Consider the following 21,553-nt stretch of genomic DNA (forward strand, 5'->3'; position numbering starts at 1 on the left):
GTTTAATATAGGAGGATTTTAAAATGAATATAGTAGAGGTAAATAATATAACAAAGAGATTTAATGATAAGTTAGTTTTAGATAATGTTTCCTTTAACATCAAGAAAGGTGAAGTTTTTGGACTACTTGGACCAAACGGAGCAGGAAAGTCTACTTTGATAAATTTAATGGTTGGACTTTTGAAGCTTGATAAGGGGCAAGTTTTAATAGGCAGCAATGATATTACTAAGGAGCCTATTAAGACAAAAGAAAGAATAGGTCTAGTACCGCAGGAGATAGCATTGTTTGAAAGCTTAAATGCAAAGGAAAACTTAGAGTACTGGGGCGGTTTATATGGGCTAAGAGGGAAGCTGCTTAAAGAAAGAATTGACGAGGCAATTGAGATATCAGCTCTTAAGGATCACTTAAAAAATCCTGTAAAGAAATACTCCGGTGGAATGAAGAGAAGACTTAATATAGCTGCTGCTATGATGCACCATCCAGAAGTTTTAATAATGGATGAACCTACTGTAGGGGTGGACCCACAGTCAAGAAATCATATATTTGAAGTTGTAAAGAAGATGAATAAGGAATATAGCACTTCAATAATATACACATCTCACTATATGGAAGAGGTTGAGCTATTATGCGACAACATACTCATATTAGATCTAGGAAAAGAAGTGGCTTACGGAAATAAAGAAGAGCTTAAGAGAATGGTAACCAGCGATAAGGTTATTAAGATAAAAGCTCAAGGAAAGTTAGAAGAACTTGCTTATGAGATAAAGAAGCTTTCCAATATAAGAGGAACAGAAGTTATAAATGATGAGATAAAGGTAATCTGTAATGAAGGTATTACTATAAACTCCATATTGGATGTTATTTCTAAATATAAAGTAGCAGTAAAGAATATTGGTATAGAGGAACCTACTCTAGAAGAAGTATTCTTGACACTTACAGGTAAAAATCTTAGGGATGAGGAGAAGTAAGATGAATATTTTCACAGAGATAAGAAAAAACTTAATTTCTTTTATTAGGAAAAGTAAGCTAGTATTTATTTTATTCATAATTTGTCCAATGGTAGCTGCCTATATATATGGAGTTATGCAGCAGGATTCCTTTGAGGGAAAGAGCAAGTTTGATCCTATAAAGGTTGAGTTTAAATACGATAAAACTTCTTTTGAAGGAAAGGCTTTAGAGTCAATGTTAAGCTCTAAAGAAGTTAAAAGCTTTATAAATAGTGATGCAAAGGACGATTTCAAATGCAGTGTAGTGATTGATAAGTCTTTTAATAATATAGAGATAGAAAAATTATCTGGTTCTGATAGTGTTACGGATATGGTGCAAGGTTTTGTTAAAACCTTCAGTGACAGCATCAATCAATATAAGGTATTATACAAAGATATCGATAAAGTAAGCCTAAATGCAGAAGAAAACAAACAGTTAAAAGAAAAGTTAGTAGCAAAGCTTCAAGAGATTCAAGCGGTACCTTCGATAAAAGAAAAGATAATAGAAGGTTACAAGTCACTAGGAGCAAGAGAGTATTTTACTATATCAATGTTTAGTTTTTCATCAATAATAATAATGCTTACCTTAGTAAAGATGTTTTACAAGGAAAAAAGAGTTGGTATATTGAAAAGAAGCTTTTCTACTCCTAACAGCAAAATTAATTACTTGGCAGGATATTTAAGTTCATCCTTCCTAATAGTATTCTTTATAAACCTAGCTTATGTTTTGGTAAATAGAATCTTAGGTATAGCTTTTACCACTTCTATAGCATGGATATTGGTTACAGTTATACTTCAAAGCTTACTTCAAGCTTCGGTAATAGGTCTCATAATAGCCTTTGTAAAAAGTGAGAAGGTTAGTAATGCAATAATTGGAGTGCTTAATGCATTACCTCTAATGATAGGTGGGGTATTCTATAGCATTGATATGACAGGCTCAAGTGCCTTAAAGATGATTTCTAATTTCGCACCTAATTCCTTGATACTTAATTCCTATAAGAATTTAGCAATACTACAAGGAAGTAATGGTTTCTTAAATCAGCTCATGATAATGCTTTTAGTAGCAGTTATATTCTTAGTCATAAGTATTGCTAAAGTAAATATAGTGTGGGAGGAATAGATATGAGATTTTTTATATTGCTGAAGAGTAACCTTAAAAGAATGGTTAGAAGTAAAAGTACAATTTTAGCAACTTTTGTTATTCCATGTTTTATAGTTATAGGTTTTGGATTAATATTTAACAAGATAATCGGTAATACAGACAATGATTTTATAGTAGTAAATAGCGATAGAGGAAGTAGTGGAAGTGAATTTATAAAAGAGATAAAAACCAACACTAAAATAGAAGTTTATGATAAAGCTAAAGCTGAAGAGAGACTAAAGAGAAAGAATATAGGTGTCTTTTATGAGATACCAGAGGACTTTTCAGAAAAGCTTTCTAAAGGTGTAAAACCTCAAATAGCTGCTTATAAGCTTGAAAGTAATAAGGATTTAGGAAACTTTCAGTTAAATGCTAATACGGTTATAAATCATATGGTTTTAAGAAGTGAATTTAAGAACAGTAATAAAGAAGTAAGCTTAAAGGACTTAAGCTATGAAGATACTAAGATTTCAGTAGTTAGCAAAGATAAAAGTAACTTCAGCATCGGTGAGGCAATAATTCTTAACTTAATAATAAGCTTTGTATTGTATAGTTCTATTGGCATATCTATGGAGTTGTTTCGATTAGGGGAGCAAAATATAATAACTAGAAGTTTTACTACAGGAAATAAACCAACAGTTATTTTAGGTGCCATATTGACTGCATTATTTTTAATATCAGCAGTATCCTATAGTGTAATTTATATATTAAGTTCACTGATAAGTTCTCCTAGCATGCTTATGAAAGCTCCTATAGCAATACTCAATTTATCATGCCTAGCTTTAGTATCCTTAAGCTTAGGAATACTGGTATCCAGAATAGTAAAGAATGAAAGCTATATTAATGTGATACTACAAGCAATTTCAGCTATTACATGCTTTTTAGGTGGAAGTTTCATGCCATATGAACTATTACCTAAGTCAATAACTGCTTTTTCTAAGTTCACCCCTCAGTACTGGGCAATACAATCTATAAACAATGGAAAGCCACAATATGCATTAATAGTAGTACTTTTTGCATTAGTACTGTTTACAGCAGGTACCTTTAAAACAAAGAGCATAGCAAATGCATAGAATATGGTGCTAATTTCAAGGTGAATTCATACATGCATAAGCTCATAAATAGGGTAACAATGTAAATGTGAAAAAGACTCCCGATGAGATTGCTGCAAAGAAAGCTTTAAGATTACCTTGAAATATATTAAGTAAGAAATCGCTAGTGAAACTGTCACTAGCGATTTCTTATGTATTATAGCAATGCTGTATCAAGCACTTGCTTTATCTTTTCTTTTGTAGCAACACCCTCATGCATCTTTTCACCATTGATATAGTAAGTTGGTACATAGTAATAATCGTATTGCTCAGCCACCTCTGGTTCTAGGTTCTCGTCTATAGTCTTAATTTCTATATCTGAATATGCTGGATTTTCTTCCTTAAGCTCGTTCATCCAGTTTATTGCCTGTTTGCAGTATGGACAAGATTTCATCATAAAGAATAATACTGGTTTCATATAATATCACCTCTTTACTTTATTAAGTTACTAACTTTTCTATATTATACCTCTATGTTAGAGTTTTTATCAACACAATACTATGTTATTATTAAATATGTAGGACTTTATGAGTTTATACTAGTGAAGTGATGCTATTTATTGAATAGCTAATTTAAGGGTAAATACTTGATGCTTAGCATATTTTCTATGGTTTCTGTCTTCATCTCAAATCGAGTGTTAATTCTTATTGAAAAATTTGAAAATGTAAACTTTATTGACAAGCGCTACAGCTATGGACAAGATGCTCCCTCGTTCTGGGGAATCATCAGGCAGGTGCAAATTAATAGTTGAAGTTAAAACCATATATAATAATAAGTATAACCAAAAATATAAATAAAAATTTGGGGAGATAAATTATATGAGAGAAGGATTTATAGACTTAAGAAGTGATACTGTAACACAGCCAACAGAGGCAATGAGAGAAGCAATGTTTAAGGCTATGGTAGGTGATGATGTTTATGGAGATGATCCTACTATGAATGAGCTTGAAGCATATGCAGCAGAGCTTGTGGGAAAGGAAGCAGCAATTTTCGTTCCAAGTGGAACTTTTGGCAATCAACTTTCACTTTTCACTCACTGCACAAGAGGTGAAGAAGTTATACTAGGAGAAGACTGTCATATAGTTGCTCATGAGGTTGGAGCAGCAGCTGTTATTGCAGGAGTACAGTTAAGAGCGCTTCCAACAGAAAAAGGAAAAATGAACCTAGACAAAATAGCAGCTACTATAAGAACAGAGGATATTCACTTTCCTGAAACCTCCTTAATCTGTGTGGAAAATGCGTACTCCAATGGATCAGTAGTAGACTTAGATTATATGAAAGCTGTATACTCAATAGCTAGAGAAAGCAATCTTAAGGTTCATCTTGACGGAGCTAGACTTTTCAATGCAGCGGCATTTTTAAAAGTAGAAGCTAAGGAAATAACTGAATACTGTGATTCTGTAATGTTCTGTTTATCAAAAGGTCTTTGTGCCCCTGTAGGTTCTATACTGGCAGGTAGCAAGGAGTTTATAGATAAAGCAAGAAAAAAGAGAAAGCTTATGGGCGGAGGACTTAGACAAGCTGGGTTCTTAGCAGCTGCAGGTATGATTGCTCTTAAGGACATGACTAAAAGATTAAGTGAGGATCATGAAAATGCTTTATATCTAGCAGAAGAGTTAGAAAAGCTAGAAGGAATAAAGGTTGATAGAGACACTCTAGATATAAATATGGTTTTCTTTACTCTTGAGAATATAACAGAGTTATCAGATAAAATAGTTAAGCATTTTGCTGATAACAGTATAAAAATAAATGGACAAGAAGGCGGAAAGCTAAGATTTGTTACTCACTACTGGGTTACAAAAGAAGATGTAGATTATGTAGTTTCAACTATGAAGAGCTTTTTAAAATAGGTTCTGTTAAAGTACTGGTTGAAATTAAGTGGTCAGTCATCCGATGCTTTAATGAGCTTGCGCTAATTGCTCGCTCATATAGCATCTCCTTCTTGACCACTTAATTTAAACAATATTATTAAACATAGCCTTAAATAAAAATAAAATTTTGTGGTAAATATATCTACACATAGGAATTAAGTATGTGGAAAATATATAAATGAAAGTCTTAATGTTAAAAAACCTAACATTAAGACTTTTTGTTATATGAAGAATTTTTGCAATGATGTTAGTTAAAAATATTTAAAGCATCTAATAAATATTAGTAAGGAAGATGATGACTATGAGAAATAGGCTACTGTCGGTAGTGCTTATAATTTGCTTATTAATGCCTTATAAAGTGCAAGCTAAGGAACAAGATGATTATGTTAAGACTATGAAACAGGATTTATTAATATTAATGATGGCGTATCCATCCTATATAACTGGGGTGGAGAAAAGCAATGACAATGTTTATATTGTGATGAAGTCAGGAAAAAAGATAATTTATGATGATAAGAGACCAAAGAGCTTCGAACAAAAACTTGCGTCTCCTGACTTGCAAGATATGCTGGAACAGATTTACCCTTTGGAATCTATAGATAAAGTGGTGGCTGATAAGTTTGATCCTGGAAGAATGAGAGTTTATGAGTTATTACATGAGGTCTATGGATATGGTCAGGCACAGATAGAAAAAAATCTAAAGTCCGTTGCTGGAGGAATGAGATTTAACTGTCAGAACAATGCCGCTGACAATCTGACCATAGTTATAAAGAATCTTAATCAATTGGCCAAGGTAAATGGAAAAGCAGCATCGGATATATATCCTTTTAATGGAACCTATAATTATAGGATTATAGCTGGTACAGGAAGATTAAGTCCACATGCTTTTGGCTTAGCTATAGATCTTAATAGAGATCCTAGAGATTACTGGCAGTGGGCATCCTTGGAGCAAGGAGATAAGAGAATTAAGGGATATACAAAAGAAATTCCTAAAATATTTGAGGAGAATAACTTTGTCTGGGGAGGTAAGTGGAGACACTTTGATGTGCTTCACTATGAGTATAGGCCAGAGATCATAATGAAATCCAGATATTTCGGGAAGCAGTCACAAAAAGGAGAACAGTGGTGGAGCCCAGTGCCCTTAAGTGATGACAATATTAAGAACTACATAGATATTATCGAAAAAGCGCTATAAATCATTGAAAATTTATTTAAAAGGTGGTTTTGCGATGAGAACTAAAGAAGCTCATAAAATACGATCTGCAATAAAAACAATTGTTGCATTTATTACAATAATCAGTGTTATTTTTTCCTTCAATGATAAAGTAGTAAAAGGCGAACCCTCTGCAAGTGAACCTATTAAAAAGGGCGAACCGTCCGTAATTGAACCTGCTAAAAAAATCACTAAAGAAGAGGCTACTACAATAGTTCAAGACATATTTAATAATAGAAACAAGGCTATAATAGACTGCAATATGAACTTAGTTAAAGAGTTGTATGATATGAAAACTCAGTATGGTACCTGGGCTTATGAGTATGAGCAAAAGAAAGATCAGTATCTCCATAACTGGCAGGAAAAGCAGGGTGTCAAATTTATAGAAATAGTTCCTAAGGTAGTTGTAAAAAGAGTAAGGGGAGATGAAAAAAAACTGTCTATCAATTTTATTTGTTCTACTGAGTACAAGTACAGTTATGAGAATGAGCCAGAGGTAGTAAACAGCTCTAGAATTGGTACTTATCATATTATGAATCTAGTAAAGGTAGGAGAGAAGTGGATTATAAACAAGGAGTGGTATAAGGATCCTTTTGGAGATTCCTTGGACTTAGAAAAACTTAAGGTTGATTCAATAAAAACTCACATACTTTCTCAGCAGGCCAGAGACTTTTCTACTCTTAATGAAAGAAGAAAAGGAGCAATAGACTATGCATTAACCTATTGTGGAGCTGCTAGTGAGGAAGTACATGGTTTTAAGTATAATAAAAAGTACAGAGACTATAATCCAGAAGGTGGAGACTGCGCTAATTTTGCATCTCAGATATTACATGAGGGAGGCAAGTTTAAAAAGAATTCTGCCTGGGGATATGATAGCAGTGGAGCTACAAGAGCTTGGCTCAATGCCGATGGTTTTAAAAATTATATGGTTGGCAGTGGAAGAGCTTCAGTTATAGCCTACGGAAGCTATGAAAGAGTATATAAGGCATCTTATAAACTACTACCAGGAGACTTTGTAGCTTATGAAAAAAAGGGAGACATAAATCACATATCAGTAGTCACTGGAGCTGACTCTAAGGGATATGCCTTAGTAACCTGTCATAATAGCGATAGAAATAATGTTCCTTGGGATTTAGGGTGGAGTGATAAGAAGATAAAATATTGGCTAGTAAGGGTTCATTACTAGGACGCTTGTACAGTAGCTCTTTCATAACCACTTAATTTAAACAGTATTTTTAAACATGTCCTTAGTTTAATAACTAAATCTAATAAGTTAGTAAAAAGTCACTGAAGAAAGGTCGCTTCAGCGACTTTTTACTGTCTATACTAATTATATTTTTTTAGCTGAACCTAGCAATATAAAGGCTTTGGAGTATGTATTTAAGTTAAACAGTAAAAAAGAAATCTTATTCGCCTGCCAGATTTTCCTCATATACATTGAGAAAGGCAGATGCGCAAAAAGGTTACTTCAGCGACCTTTTTTACTGTATATAAATCATGATAGCAATTTTGGAGGAAGTATCATATAAATGATATATGATTATTGATTAAATAGGATTGATCTTATAATGAAGATAGATTTTGATTATAATAAAAAAACTATAAAGTATGTGGAAGGTTATATATTGAAGGGTGCAAACTACAGAGCTAACTACACTAGATTTAAAACCTTGTATAGCTTCCCAGCAGCAGGAACAGAGACTGTTGAAGTATATAATTTTGAGCCTAAAAAGGAAGTGAAAGCTTCAGCCTTGCTGCTTCATGGTCTTGGTAGTCGTAATATAAAGTTCCTACTTTGGATGGGGGCTCATCTAGCTTCCGCAGGTGTCTACTGTTCCATACCTGTACTTCCAGGGAATTATACAAGAGTAGAAAATGATTCAGTGAGTGGAAGAAGCTTTTTATACCCAGAGATAAGAGTTATGTATAAGTTCTGGCAGCATGCAGTGGTAGATGTTATGAGTACCATTGATTATCTTGAGCAAAAAAAAGTATGGACAAAAAACAATTGTATAATGGGTTATTGCTTAGGCGGAATGCTTTCTTCTATAGTAGCATCTCTGGATAAAAGAATTGACCAAACCATATTTATGACCACTGGCGGCTATTTTCCAAAGATAATACATCAATCTCCAGCCGCTGGGTTTGTAAGGAGGATGTTTAAAGAAGATTATAAGGACATACATTACCTATATGATAAGGAAAGATTGTTTCAAACCTATGAAAAGCAACTACCTTTAGTAAGAAAAATGTCTCTTCAACAGATAATCAATAGTGAGGACATACATCCGCTCTTCAAAATAGACCCCTTATCCTATGCAGGTAGTCTCAATAAAGAAAGAGTCACTTTTATAGATGCTCTTCTAGATGCTGTTATTCCTATAGGAAGCAGAATGTCGCTTTTTAAGGAGATGAAAGGATCTGTAAGATATATATTACCTATGACCCATGGAAGTTGGTTGCCCTTTGAGATACTATTAGCTGAGTATATACTGTATAAGGTAAATATTGCTGACAAGATAAGTTTGAGACAGGTAAAAAAGAAGCTGAAGTTTGATAAAGATTTCTTTTTTAATGGAGATTAAAATTAAATATGAATTTTTTTGGGCAAATTTAGTATTTTTTTTCATAAAAAGGACACAAATATTTTTTTATACGTTATAATTAATTATAAAGTAATTAAATTCAGCATTTTTTACCAAGTTATCTTTATATATGCCCGAAAATTTCAACTAGATGGCATTTTGGGACATATATAAAAGAAATCAATTCTTATTCGGGGGGATAATCAATTGAATAGAAAAAAAATACTACAATTGCTGTTAGCTACTTCAGCGATAGCATCTACAATAGGATTTACAACTGAATATGTACAGGCCGCTGAGCAAACAACTGTTCAAGCCTCTCAGAATAGTAATATAGTTTTCCATAATATTATGGGCAATTCTGAAGCAAGCAAAGCACAAATGATAAATTACTTTAAAGCTTTAAATATAAGTGGTTATAAGTTACCAGTATCCATAGATGATTTTGTAAATATCGCCTATGAAGAAGCTCAAACAGAAGGTGTAAGAGGCGACGTTGTAGTAGCACAATCCTTCTTAGAAACTGGTTATTTCAGATATGGCAATGGAAATGGTATTGTTCAGGCAGAGGACAATAACTTTGCAGGTTTAGGTGCAGTAAGCAAGGAGCAAAGCCATTGCAAGTTTAGTGATGTTAGAGAAGGACTTAGGGCACAGGTTCAACATCTAAAAGCTTATGCATCTACTAATCAACTAGTAAATGCTAAGGTTGATCCAAGATTTGATCTTGTTGCAAGAGGCTCTGCTAAGACCTTAGAAGAGCTAGGTGGTAAGTGGGCTTACCCGGGATATGATACTACAGCCTTTAGCTCTTTTGAACAAGCCTTAACGGCAGGAAATACATATGGGCAAAGAATTTATTCTATAATTGAAAAAACAATGGGAGTGAAGGGTTCTGGAACTGTTATAAGTAGTACATCAACAGCTTCTAATGCTTCAACGACTACAAATGTTTCAACAACTACAGGCAACTCAACCAGTGTAGCTAACAGCTCTCAAGTAAGCCAAGCTACTTCTGAAAAGGGACAAGTTGTTAATGTTAGTACCAATTTAAGAATGAGACAAAGTCCATCTTTAGATTCTTCTGTATTAGCATATTTAAACAATGGACAAACCTTTGATATAAAAGGTAAGTCAGGTGACTGGTATCAAGTAAGTTTAAATGGGAAGATAGGGTATATTCATAAAGATTATGTAAAAGAGATTACAAGCACTACTACTGTTGTAATAGTTCCTACAGTTACTGCAGGAAAAACTGAACAAGTTCAAAGCTTACCAGCAGCTGCTGTACAGGCTAAAGGACAAGTAATTAACGTAAGCTCTAGCCTAAGGATGAGACAAGGGGCTAACATAGGTTCAGCAGTAATAGGATACTTAAGAAGTGGACAAACTTTTGACATAAAAGAAAAGAATGGTGACTGGTATTATATAAGCGAAAATGGAAAGCTAGGCTATGTCCATAAGGATTATGTTAAAGAGATAAGTGGAACAACTGATACTACACAAACTTCAAGTAGTACTAATACATCTAGCAGTACTAATGTAAGTTCAAACACCAAGAGTGGTTCAGCTACTGACAATAATTCAAGTACTAATAATCAATCACAAAACAATGATTCTAAGTACGAATCAACCAAAGGACAAGTAGTTAACGTAAGCTCTAGCCTAAGGATGAGACAAGGGGCTAATATAGGTTCAGCAGTAATAGGATACTTAAGAAATGGACAAACCTTTGATATAAAAGAGAAGAATGGTGACTGGTATTATATAAGCGAGAGCGGAAAGCTAGGCTATGTTCATAAGGATTATGTTAAAGAGATAAGTGGTACAACTGAAACTACACAAACTCCAAGTAGTACTAATACATCTAATTCTAATCAGAATAGTACTAGCGTTAGTTCAAGTGCCAATACAGGCTCAAGTAATACCTCTAATGCTAAGCCAATAAAGGGTCAAGTAATTGATGTAAGTACTAGCTTAAGAGTAAGACAGAATGCTAACCTTAGTTCTGCTATAATAGGTTATCTATCCAATGGAGAAAACTTTGAAATAAAGGATGTTAGTGGCGATTGGTATTATATTCAGTATGGTAGCAAAGCAGGGTATGTGAGTAAACAGTATGTAAAGGTAACAGAAAGTGCTACCGCTACCTCTGGAAGTAATTCGCAAACTGGTTCTTCCACACAAAATAACAATACAAGTCAGGGTACAGTTACTCAAAATGTACCAACTCAAAATGCGCCAGCAGTTCAGCAACCACAGGTTCCAATAATATCTGAGCAGACAGCAATGGTTTATAATGTTAGTACTAATCTTAGAGTGAGAAGTAAGGCTAGCAGTGATTCTAGCAGCTATGTGGTAGCATATCTACTTCCTAACCAAACCTTTAAAATAATAGGTAGCTCAGGGGATTGGTTCAATATAAATGTCAATGGAAAAACTGGTTATGTTAATAAGGCATACGTTAAGATATTAAATGAAACTAACACTAGTACCAGTGACAATTATACCAAGGTTTATGAACAAGTGCTTCAGGCTATGAAGAGTCAAGTTGGAACTCCTTACATTTACGGTGGTGCAGGTCAGATATTAACGCGATCACTGATAGATGAATTAAAAAAGTTATTTCCATTTGAAGCTACTAGTGGAATGTATAATTTGGCACCTATCCAATTTTTTAATGGAAGCTATAGAGCCTTTGACTGCTCTGGATTGATGCAGTGGAGCTTTAAGCAAGCTGGTGTAACCATAGGAAGAACTACTTATGATCAGGTTAATGATGGTAGGGAAGTTAGTAAAGATGAAGTGAGACCGGGAGATTTATTACTATATTCAGATGTAAGCCATGTAGGAATGTATATAGGTGACGGTAAGTGGATAGAGGCTCCAAACTCAAGGAGCTTCGTAAGAATAGTTGATGTACCTTGGAATAAGATAGGTCATATAAGAAGAATAATAAATTAAATAATATAAGTTGCTAAAAAGTTACTGAAGGATTTTGTTCTTCAGTAACTTTTTTTATTTTGGCAAAGTTAAAGTACCTTGTTGAACTTAAGAAGTTAAGCAGATTGATTCCAAAAATAATTCTAAGAACAGTTTTTATTTTTACTATTTACTAATAGAGAGTTAGGTGTGAAACTTCACTACTAAGCTATTCATGCAGTAATGATCCCCATAATCTCCAAGTCTTAAACTGTATATCTTAGGTTTTCGTAGTGGAGCCCTATATTATATTTTAACTTTAATAAATTTATTAATATCATTTAAGCAAATAACAAAATAGATAATAAATAGACGAATGGAATGTATTTGTATACCTTGGGAAAAGGAGGTTACTTATAAAGTAAAATTTTATTGGAATACAATTGTAATTATGGTATTTATATTAGTTTTTACTATAATGAATAGTAAAAAAATTTTTAGCAACAATATATTATATAAAATTAATATATAACTTAAAACTTTCAATAGCTGTAATAGCTAAATTGTATGAGTCTATCTGTAGCAAAAAGACTCATGCGTCTTATTAAAAATATAAACTTAAAAGGAGGATAATTATGGCTGATAATAGATATAAAGAGTATGATATGGCAAAGCCTATAGAGAGACACGATACAGCTGCTTGGGCCAATACTGTAGAAACTAAAGAAGTTTCTAATGTTGGAATACCTAGTGAGCTAGACGTGAGAAATGCTAAGGAATGGGTAGATACAAATCAAAAGTAGTATAAAGCCTTATTTAATTCATCAAGTATAAGTTTTCATAAAAAAATTTTATAGAGAATTTATTAGAAGCTAACCTTCTTATGGTTCAACATATTATATAGGACCATAAGAAGGTTTTACTTATTTTTTAGTAATTTGCAATTAAAGTAAGGCCTTCACAAAGTATGATGAAAAGGAGATTGCCTTTTTCACAAGAAATTATATTTTAAATAAAGCTGCGCATATAAGGACATATATTGTTCTTATTATGCACAGCTTTTGCTTTTATCAAGGAATATCTATGTGGTTTGAAATAACTGATTTTCTCTAAAATGTCTGTTCAGCTATACGTTTATATCTTTCATATTTTTCTCTAGCATCCTTTTCAGCTATTTCCCATACATTATCAACTATATCAGGGAATACGTTCATTAAGGATGAGTAACGAATTTCTCCATGAAGGAATTCTTTGTATGGCTTAGTTGGTTCTTTTGAATCTAAAACAAAAGGATTCTTTCCATCTTCCTTAAGAAGAGGATTGTATCTGTATAGATGCCAGTAACCAGACTCTACAGCTTTCTTTTCTTGAGCCATACTGGTTCCCATGCCAGTTTTGATACCATGGCTTATGCAAGGTGCATAAGCTATTATTAGTGATGGGCCATTATAAGCTTCAGCTTCAGCAATAGCCTTTATAGTTTGATTCATGTTAGCTCCCATAGCTATTTGAGCCACATATACATTACCATAAGTCATTGCCATTAGCCCAAGGTCTTTTTTCCTAGTTCTTTTTCCACCAGCCGCAAACTTTGCAACTGCTGCAGTTGGCGTAGATTTAGATGACTGACCTCCAGTATTGGAGTATATTTCTGTATCCATTACAAATATATTGATATCTTCACCAGTAGATAACACTTGATCTAATCCACCATAACCTATATCGTATGCCCAACCGTCTCCACCGATTAACCATTGAGATTTCTTTACTAAAAAGTCCTTTTTATCTAATATTTCTTTTAGTATAGTGTCATTATTAGAAGCTTCGTTATTGATTAATTCTAATACTCTATCTGAAACACTTCTTGATTTATCGCCATCTTCCATTGACTCTAGCCAACTTGTGAAGGAGCTCTTTATATCTTCATCTGTTCCAGATTTTATATATTCATCCATAAGGTTAGCTATTCTCTCTCTCATTTGTTTTACTGCTAAATACATTCCAAATCCGAACTCAGCATTATCTTCAAACAATGAGTTGCCCCATGAAGGTCCTTTGCCCTGAGCATTTGTTGAATAGGCTATTGAAGGAGCACTTGCGCCCCAGATAGATGAACAACCAGTTGCGTTGGCAATCATCATTCTGTCGCCAAATAATTGAGTTAAAAGTCTTATGTATGGTGTTTCTCCACAACCTGGGCAAGCTCCGTTGAATTCCATTAATGGTCTTGCAAACTGGCTGCCTTTTACAGTCTTTCTATCCATTATGTTATCTTTATTTGTTAGGGTTAATGCAAACTCGAAGTTTTCTGCTTGTGCTTTGATTTGCTCATCAGCAGGGCTCATGATTAAAGCTTTACCTGGGGCAGGACATATATCAGCGCAGTTACCGCAACCAGTACAATCCAATGGACTTATCTGTATACGGAAGTCTAATCCTTCTAGTCCTTTTCCTACAGCTTTCTTGGTTTCAAAGGTATCTAATGCTCTTGACTTCTCATTTTCGTCTAGTAGGCATGCTCTTATTACGGCATGAGGGCATACATATGCACATTGATTACATTGGATACATTTATCTATCTGCCACTCAGGTATCATAAATGCTATGCCACGTTTTTCGTAAGAAGTAGTGCCTAGAGGGAAGGTTCCATCTTCCATTCCATTGAAGGCGCTTACTGGAAGTTCATCCCCTTCATGTCTTTCCATAGGTCTTTGTATCTTCTTAACAAATTCAGGCTCTTCCTTCATAGGTCCTAAATTATCAGTAGCATTCTTCCAAGCTTCAGGGACATCAATTTTTACTAGGGCATCAATTGCTTTGTCAATGGCAGCAATATTCATATCAACAACCTTTTGACCCTTTTTGCCATAGGTTTTTTCTACTGATTTCTTTAATAACTCAATTGCCTGTTCTACTGGTATTACGTTGGCTAACTTGAAGAATGCAGATTGCATTATCATATTTATTCTTCCGCCAAGTCCAATAGATTGAGCGATTGATACAGCATCGATTGCATAGAAGCTTATATTATTCTCAGCTATATACTTCTTTAGTGGAGCAGGTAATTTTTCGTCTAATTCATTACCAGTCCATGGACAGTTAAGTACAAAGGTACCATTTGGCTTTAGTCCTTTCAATACATCAAAGTTGTATATAAAGGAGGTTTTATGACATGCAATATAGTCTGCGTTATATATAAGATAAGGTGACTTGATTTTTTTCTTTCCGAATCTTAAATGTGATATAGTACTTCCACCAGACTTTTTACTGTCATAGGAGAAGTAAGCTTGAGCGTACATATCAGTATTGTCACCAATTATTTTTACAGCAGTTTTATTTGCGCCAACTGTTCCGTCAGAACCTAGTCCCCAGAATTTGCAGCTTATAGTTCCTTCTGGAGTAGTGTCTATTATATCTTCTTCTGGTAGAGAAGTGTCTGTTACATCATCAACTATACCTATTGTAAAGTTATTTTTTGGTTTATCTTGTTCAAGATTTTTAAATACAGCTAGTATTTGTGATGGTCTAGTATCCTTTGAAGCTAAGCCATATCTTCCACCTACTATAAGAGGTTTTAAGTCGCTGTTATAGAATATATTACATATATCAAGATACAATGGCTCACCAGGTGCACCAGGTTCTTTTGTCCTGTCTAAGACAGCGATTTTCTTTACACTCTTAGGTAAAGTGTTCATAAAGTAGGTAGGACAGAATGGCCTGTATAGATGAACATTAATAAGGCCTACCTTTTTACCATCTTTTCTTAAGTAGTCTACGGTTTCTTCTATAGTATCGCAAACTGATCCCATAGCAATTATTATGTTTTCGGCATCTGGATCACCATAATAGTCAAATGGGTGATAAGCTCTTCCAGTAATTTTTTCTATTTCCCTCATATAATTTTCAACTATATCTGGAACCTGTTGATAGAACTTATTAGCTGATTCCCTTTGTTGAAAGTATATGTCAGGATTTTGAGCAGTTCCTCTCAAGGTTGGGTGTTCTGGGTTTAAAGCTCTATCTCTAAATTGCTTTATAGCATCATAGTCCACTAGTTTAGCCACATCATCATAGTCTATAACCTCGATTTTTTGATACTCATGAGAGGTTCTAAAACCATCGAAGAAATGAACAAAAGGTATTCTACTCTTAATTGCTGCTAAGTGAGCCACATTTGTTAAGTCCATTACTTCTTGAACATTTGAAGAAGCAAGCATGGCAACTCCTGTTTGTCTTACAGCCATTACATCTTGATGATCTCCGAATATTGATAAGGCATGTGTCGCTATTGCTCTAGCAGTTACATGGAATACCCCAGGAAGTAGTTCACCAGCTACCCTATAAAGATTAGGTATCATTAATAAAAGACCTTGAGAAGCGGTATATGTAGTAGTTAAGGCTCCAGCTTCTAAAGAACCATGTACAGCACCAGCAGCACCAGCTTCTGACTGCATTTCAACTACTCTTACAGGCTGCCCGAATAGGTTTTTCTTACCATGTGCAGCCCATTCATCAACCCCCTCAGCTATAGGTGTAGAAGGGGTTATTGGATATATAGCTGCAACTTCTGTAAAGGCATAAGATGCCTCTCCAGCAGCTTGATTTCCATCCATTGTTTTCATAACTTTAGTCACAGAAAGTACCTCCTTTTAAAATCTAACTGATTATGCGTACTTTCATAGTATTTGCAATTATTATTGAGAAATTCATGAAAATGAAGAAAAATTAACAGAATATGTAGAAAAAAATATACTACCATGGTTTAAGAATTAAAGTGTATAGTTACACATCAACTCTAAACCACAATAGTACATTTCACTGTTATAACTTTGAAGTGTTTAAGAATGTTGTTTAAATTAAGTAGTTATAAGTCCAACAATTTAAACAGCTTACACAAGAAACTAAAATTAATAATTAGCTCATATAAAATCTACTATAACTTAAACTTCTGAACTAAGTTATTAAGGTTTTGAGCTAATATAGCTTGAGTCTGAACAGCTTGAGTCACATCATCAATTGACTCTGTAACTTCAGTTATGTTGTCCAATATTTCCTCTGAACTTGCAGCAGACTGCTCAGCAGTAGCAGATAGATTTTGAATAGAATCACTTACCTGATCCATAACCACATTCATCTGTTTAGAAGAAGCGGCTATTTCCTCAGACATATCATTTACAAAAGCTGCATCTTTTTCATACTGAACGCCAGTGCTTATAAGTAATTCATAAGTTGGCTTTACCACATCGTTCATGTAGTCCAGCATACCATAGCCTGTTTTTGAAAGTTTACTGAAGGCTGATTGTACTTGAGTAACCATAGCTTGTATACTTACAACTGCTTCAGAAGATTGCTCCGCAAGCTTTCTAACTTCGTCAGCAACAATTGCAAATCCTCTGCCTTGCTCACCAGCTCTAGCTGCTTCTATAGCTGCATTGAGAGCTAAAAGGTTAGTTTGCTCAGCTATAGCACCGATAGAATCAGCAGCTATTTTTACCTTTTCAACTACTTTTCCTTCTTCGATTGCCTCAATTAAGCCTGACTTCTTCTCTTCATAGATACTCGCACTCTCTTTACTGCTTTTTGCTCCTGTTTCTTTTATAGAAACTGCTCTTTTATCTATTTCTTTAACCGATGTCAATGCATTTGAAGCTCTACTAGATAGTTCGTTTGTGGTAGCCGTCACTTCTTGAGCAGAAGAGCTTACGGTTTCAAAAACTACACTTAGATTTTGAGAGCCTTTAGCTATCTCGTCTGCTGACTGACTTATGGTTTGCATCATAGAAGAAATCTCTTCAGTGGAAGCAGAAAGTTCTTCACTTGACGCACTAAGGGTTTCAGAATCATTCATTACCTTAGAAATAAGTTCTCTTACATTACTCTTTGCTTTGTTCAATTTATCTGCTAGATTACCAAATTCATCTTTGCTATCGATAGACATGGAATGTGATAAATCTCCTTCACCTAAGTAATGAGCAAAATTTAATATTTTTGATATTTGACCTGTTATAGTAAGTGTCAATGCTGCAGCTAATATTATTCCTATGATAACAGCTGCCACTGCTATGGATATTACAGTGATTAACGAATTTTTATATATCTTATTATTATTATTTTCTTTATCTTCAGCTCTTTGGTCTATGTTATCAACCAGTTTTTCAATTGTTGCTGTAAGTTTGCTTCTTATATCAGCTGATTTTGTACTAAGTGCTGCTGCCTCATCATATTTTTCTTGAGACACAAGTTGTATTATGCTGTCACAGGCAGCTCTATAATCCTTTAGCTGACTTTGAAGTAAAGAAAATTCTGACTTTTCTTCGGAACTTAAATCATATTTGGAGAATTCATCGAATATCTTGTTATTCTCTTCTCTATAGGCTTTTATTTTTTCTGTAGTATCATTAACGTTGCTCTTGTTTCTTGACTCAACCAAGTTGATTACAGCTAGTCTTATATGCATCGTGTTGGCGTTGGATTTCTCTAAGTTTTTTAAGGTTTGGAACTCTGAGTTATACATAGAGCTAGATGCTTTATTAATTTTACTGATACTTTCTTGACTTATTACCGTTATAGCAATCATAAATATGATAACTATTGAGAATCCGGATATGAGCTTTGTCTTAACTTTTAAATTGTTAAACCATTTCATAGTATGATCTCCATTCTTCTTTTGTAGTTTAATTTTTTATCGTATAAAAGTTTTGTTTACTTGATGTAATATTAATACCATTTCTAATTTGCATAAATATTCATTGTAATTAATAAGTATTAAGTTTTTAATAAGTGCGTCAGTAACCATTATTTTTAGTTCAACAACTATGAGTTTTCTTGTTAAATAGGCAATTTTATTTAAGATATTTAAAAGTAATAATGGTTAATTATAAGTATATTAGGAAAATGCATAAAATTCAATAGTAATTAATAATAATTATCAATTGTGTACGATGTAAATCTTAGCATAAAATATTTTTATGCATCATTTGTATTTATGTTCTTGTAAAGGTTTATAATTTCCAGTAAGGCTCTGTCTTTAATAAGGCTATATGCATGAATACTGCTTAGATTAAGAGGTGCTTTAATAGGGACTAAAATGAATACTTGCGTAAGACCCATAAAGTGTTTTAGTGTTATAACTTAACCTTAACAGAATTATTAACGCCATCTGTAGTTTGTTTATAATTATGCAGAAAAACGATATCTCGAAGAACTATCTTAAGAGATACCGTTTTTTTAGTTTTAGACTATTTCAAATAAACATACGGGTCTGATGGTTTTGAGATGTTTTCGAAGCTATCAGCTATTACCAATGGAGTTATTGTTTTTTGTCCATCTTGAAGCTGGTCCTTCTCAGATAGTTTTCCAACAACCTTAACCCACTGACCTTCTTTAAAGTCAACATTTCTATTACGAATTCTTCCAATAGGCCCTACAATTTGTGCATCTGCTATACAGCAGCTCATGTACAATCTTGATATTACAAATTCATTACTATCCAATCCCTTTTCTTTATGAACAAAGCCGCTAATGGTAATTTCTCTTCCGTTATACTCAGCAACATGTTGGAACATATCTGAAAGTGAGGCTACATAGTTGTCAGAAGTTATTGTAATAGGAAGCTTTTTAGCTCTTTCTTCTGCTGTCATCTGACCAGATACATTGGCAAGCTTATTTATAGCTTTAACTCCTTTGCTATCAACAATTGTTGTATCAATTCCTGCTTTTCCAGCGCCATAGCCTATTACTATTGTAAATAAAAACAGCAAGTATACCTTGTTTGAACGCTTATAAGTAGCTATGGTAAAGGATTTTCTTAATTGATATAGTGTAATTATTACTAGAGCTACCTGAAATAGGTTTACATAAAATATTAACTTGGGAGTTATAAATAGCTTAATCTCACCAGTCGCATTTAAGTTATATAGGAATAATGATAGCAATAAAAAAGTCAGGAATTTTAAAAATTCATTAAAATTAAATCTCTTCATAATTAAATCACCTTCATTACTTCCATAAAGTTTACAAGGGAGCCTAATATAAAGCACACCACGATAATACTTGCTATTAGCCAAAGCACATACTTTTTCTTAAAGCCGCCTGCTAACATCAATGTGTTTTTGATATCTAACATAGGACCAAAGATTAAGAATGCTATTATTGATCCAGTTGTGAACTGACCAATGAAGGTAGAACCTATAAAAGCATCAGCCTCAGAACAAATTGATAGGATAAAAGCTAAGCCTATCATAGCTAATACTGATATGTAAGGATTCTTTCCCAGTATATTTATGCTGTCTCTGGCAACCAAAACTTGAAATACTGCTGATAATATTGCTCCAAATATGAGATACTTGCTTATATCCAAAAATTCAGAGACTACATTGTCCAGCAATAAGGATAACTTAGATTGATTTGAAGACGAGTTATGTGTCTCACCGCAGCCACAAAAATTATCGTCATCATCATAGATATCAGTTCTTAGTAGGTTTGGATTAGTTTTTTCTAGAAAGCTTATTATAAAACCTATGATAATAGCAGCTATCATTCCGGCAATACTTCTTATAAATAATATAGATATCCTATGATTAAAGGCATAGTAAGTTGACATAAGTACTACTGGATTTATTATAGGGGTTGCCAGCATAAAGGTGGTTGCAACTCCTACTGGTACTCCTTTTTTTATAAGTCGTCTAGCTATAGGAATTATTGCACATTCACATATAGGAAAGAAGATTCCTATTGCAGATGCCATAAGTATAGCTAAAACTTTATTCTTAGGTAATATCTTTGCTATAGTCTTTTCAGAAACATATAGCTGTATAAAAGAGGATATTAAAGAACCTAGAAATATAAAGGGCATAGCTTCTAATATTATACTTATAAATATGGCAGAAAAGTTTTTTAGAGTCCTACCATTGAAGGTTATTTTAAACTTAAGCATCAATAATATGGTAAGTATTATCAATGGAATAAATGCTAATTTTGATAATATATTAATATAGTTTTTCTGTTTTGATTCTCTATACTCCATTTTTAATACTCCCTTCTTGGATTCTTGATTGCTATTTTAGAAAGGATTATCTTAGCGGTAATCCTTAAAAACTTTAGAAAACCACCATCTAATATAGCCATATACTGAAGTTCTTTTTCTAAAGATTCAAGACTTTCTATATCAGCAATAAAGGTGTTTTTATTTAGTTTATTTATGTTAGTCTTTATGTTTCTTAGCTTGTCCTTAGAAACCTTAGTACAGTTATTTAGTACTATTAGGTTACTATGATAAATACATGGAAGAATAAGCGTTGGCATATTAGAAAAAAACATTTCATAGGAAAGGATATCTGCCAAATAAAATACTGAGGCTATCCTGCAAGTTTTACTCAATTCCTGGGAAATAGTCTCCACTAACTGAACAAGGTTTTTAGTACCATTGTACTCTATAATTATTCTATGAGGGGTATATTTTTCTATCATAGTTTTTATGTACTCAGCATTTATGTTAAAGCTAGGTTCACAAACTTCTACATTTATATTCTTGCTATGTATGATGTTATCGTCTATACTTGTCATGCCTTTTTCGTTTTGAATAATTAGAACTCTTTCAAAGGAAAGATAAGTTTCTTTTATTAAGGTATTTATGAAATAGGTCTTTCCAGCCCCTAAGAAACCAGTAACTATTTCAATATCTACTTTAGTCCGCATAATGTAATCACGCCTTTAATTTAAAATAGTATTTTTATTCAGGTACCG

At 33.5% G+C, this 21,553-nt stretch carries 15 protein-coding genes; 9 read left to right on the forward strand and 6 right to left on the reverse strand.

What is annotated here, in order from left to right; all coding sequences use genetic code 11:
* The first annotated feature begins 23 nt into the window (after positions 1–23).
* From C1I91_RS02040 to C1I91_RS02050, 3 genes are read left to right on the forward strand one after another with little or no spacing between them, the layout of a single operon-like run.
* On the forward strand, positions 24–968 hold the full coding sequence (locus C1I91_RS02040; protein WP_128210993.1) for an ABC transporter ATP-binding protein: 945 nt from the start codon (positions 24–26) through the stop codon (positions 966–968).
* A 1-nt stretch (position 969) separates the two neighbouring features.
* A complete protein-coding gene (locus tag C1I91_RS02045) occupies positions 970–2,106 on the forward strand; it encodes an ABC transporter permease (RefSeq protein ID WP_164880416.1) in 1,137 nt (378 codons plus the stop codon).
* A gap of 2 nt (positions 2,107–2,108) precedes the next feature.
* Positions 2,109–3,200 carry an ABC transporter permease gene (locus C1I91_RS02050; RefSeq protein ID WP_128210995.1) on the forward strand — a complete coding sequence of 364 codons (1,092 nt, stop codon included), beginning with the start codon at positions 2,109–2,111 and terminating at the stop codon, positions 3,198–3,200.
* 175 nt (positions 3,201–3,375) lie between these two features.
* Here the strand turns inward: C1I91_RS02050 and C1I91_RS02055 are convergent, their stop codons facing one another.
* On the reverse strand, positions 3,376–3,636 hold the full coding sequence (locus C1I91_RS02055; RefSeq protein WP_128210996.1) for a thioredoxin family protein: 261 nt from the start codon (positions 3,634–3,636) through the stop codon (positions 3,376–3,378).
* Positions 3,637–4,036: 400 nt separating this feature from the next.
* Here C1I91_RS02055 and ltaE point away from each other — a divergent pair, with 400 nt between their 5' ends.
* The 6 genes from ltaE to C1I91_RS02085 all read left to right on the forward strand — a co-directional run bounded on the left by ltaE (position 4,037) and on the right by C1I91_RS02085 (position 12,612).
* Positions 4,037–5,068, forward strand: coding sequence for a low-specificity L-threonine aldolase (gene ltaE, locus C1I91_RS02060; RefSeq protein ID WP_128210997.1), 1,032 nt, complete (start codon positions 4,037–4,039; stop codon positions 5,066–5,068).
* 322 nt (positions 5,069–5,390) lie between these two features.
* Complete coding sequence (locus tag C1I91_RS02065; RefSeq protein ID WP_128210998.1) at positions 5,391–6,284, forward strand: M15 family metallopeptidase; 894 nt, start codon at positions 5,391–5,393, stop codon at positions 6,282–6,284.
* 34 nt (positions 6,285–6,318) lie between these two features.
* Positions 6,319–7,488, forward strand: coding sequence for an amidase domain-containing protein (locus tag C1I91_RS02070; protein WP_128210999.1), 1,170 nt, complete (start codon positions 6,319–6,321; stop codon positions 7,486–7,488).
* Between the two features lie 382 nt (positions 7,489–7,870).
* Positions 7,871–8,887, forward strand: coding sequence for a dienelactone hydrolase family protein (locus tag C1I91_RS02075; RefSeq protein ID WP_128211000.1), 1,017 nt, complete (start codon positions 7,871–7,873; stop codon positions 8,885–8,887).
* A 207-nt stretch (positions 8,888–9,094) separates the two neighbouring features.
* A complete protein-coding gene (locus tag C1I91_RS02080; RefSeq protein WP_128211001.1) occupies positions 9,095–11,851 on the forward strand; it encodes an SH3 domain-containing protein in 2,757 nt (918 codons plus the stop codon).
* 593 nt (positions 11,852–12,444) lie between these two features.
* On the forward strand, positions 12,445–12,612 hold the full coding sequence (locus C1I91_RS02085) for a CDIF630_02480 family spore surface protein (protein WP_128211002.1): 168 nt from the start codon (positions 12,445–12,447) through the stop codon (positions 12,610–12,612).
* Positions 12,613–12,918: 306 nt separating this feature from the next.
* Here the strand turns inward: C1I91_RS02085 and nifJ are convergent, their stop codons facing one another.
* The 5 genes from nifJ to C1I91_RS02110 all read right to left on the reverse strand — a co-directional run bounded on the left by nifJ (position 12,919) and on the right by C1I91_RS02110 (position 21,505).
* Entirely contained in the window at positions 12,919–16,443 is a 3,525-nt protein-coding gene (nifJ, locus tag C1I91_RS02090; RefSeq protein ID WP_128211003.1) for a pyruvate:ferredoxin (flavodoxin) oxidoreductase, read from the reverse strand.
* 299 nt (positions 16,444–16,742) lie between these two features.
* On the reverse strand, positions 16,743–18,455 hold the full coding sequence (locus C1I91_RS02095) for a methyl-accepting chemotaxis protein (protein ID WP_128211004.1): 1,713 nt from the start codon (positions 18,453–18,455) through the stop codon (positions 16,743–16,745).
* 592 nt (positions 18,456–19,047) lie between these two features.
* On the reverse strand, positions 19,048–19,791 hold the full coding sequence (locus C1I91_RS02100; RefSeq protein ID WP_128211005.1) for a TIGR03943 family putative permease subunit: 744 nt from the start codon (positions 19,789–19,791) through the stop codon (positions 19,048–19,050).
* Positions 19,792–19,793: 2 nt separating this feature from the next.
* Positions 19,794–20,834 carry a permease gene (locus C1I91_RS02105; RefSeq protein WP_128211006.1) on the reverse strand — a complete coding sequence of 347 codons (1,041 nt, stop codon included), beginning with the start codon at positions 20,832–20,834 and terminating at the stop codon, positions 19,794–19,796.
* Positions 20,835–20,836: 2 nt separating this feature from the next.
* The gene (locus C1I91_RS02110) at positions 20,837–21,505 is read right to left on the reverse strand and encodes a GTP-binding protein (protein ID WP_128211007.1); all 669 of its coding nucleotides are present in this window, start codon (positions 21,503–21,505) and stop codon (positions 20,837–20,839) included.
* Between the last annotated feature and the right edge of the window lie 48 nt (positions 21,506–21,553).

The sequence above is a fragment of the Clostridium manihotivorum genome (assembly GCF_004015185.1).
Taxonomy (GTDB): Bacteria; Bacillota; Clostridia; order Clostridiales; family Clostridiaceae; genus Clostridium_AR; species Clostridium_AR manihotivorum.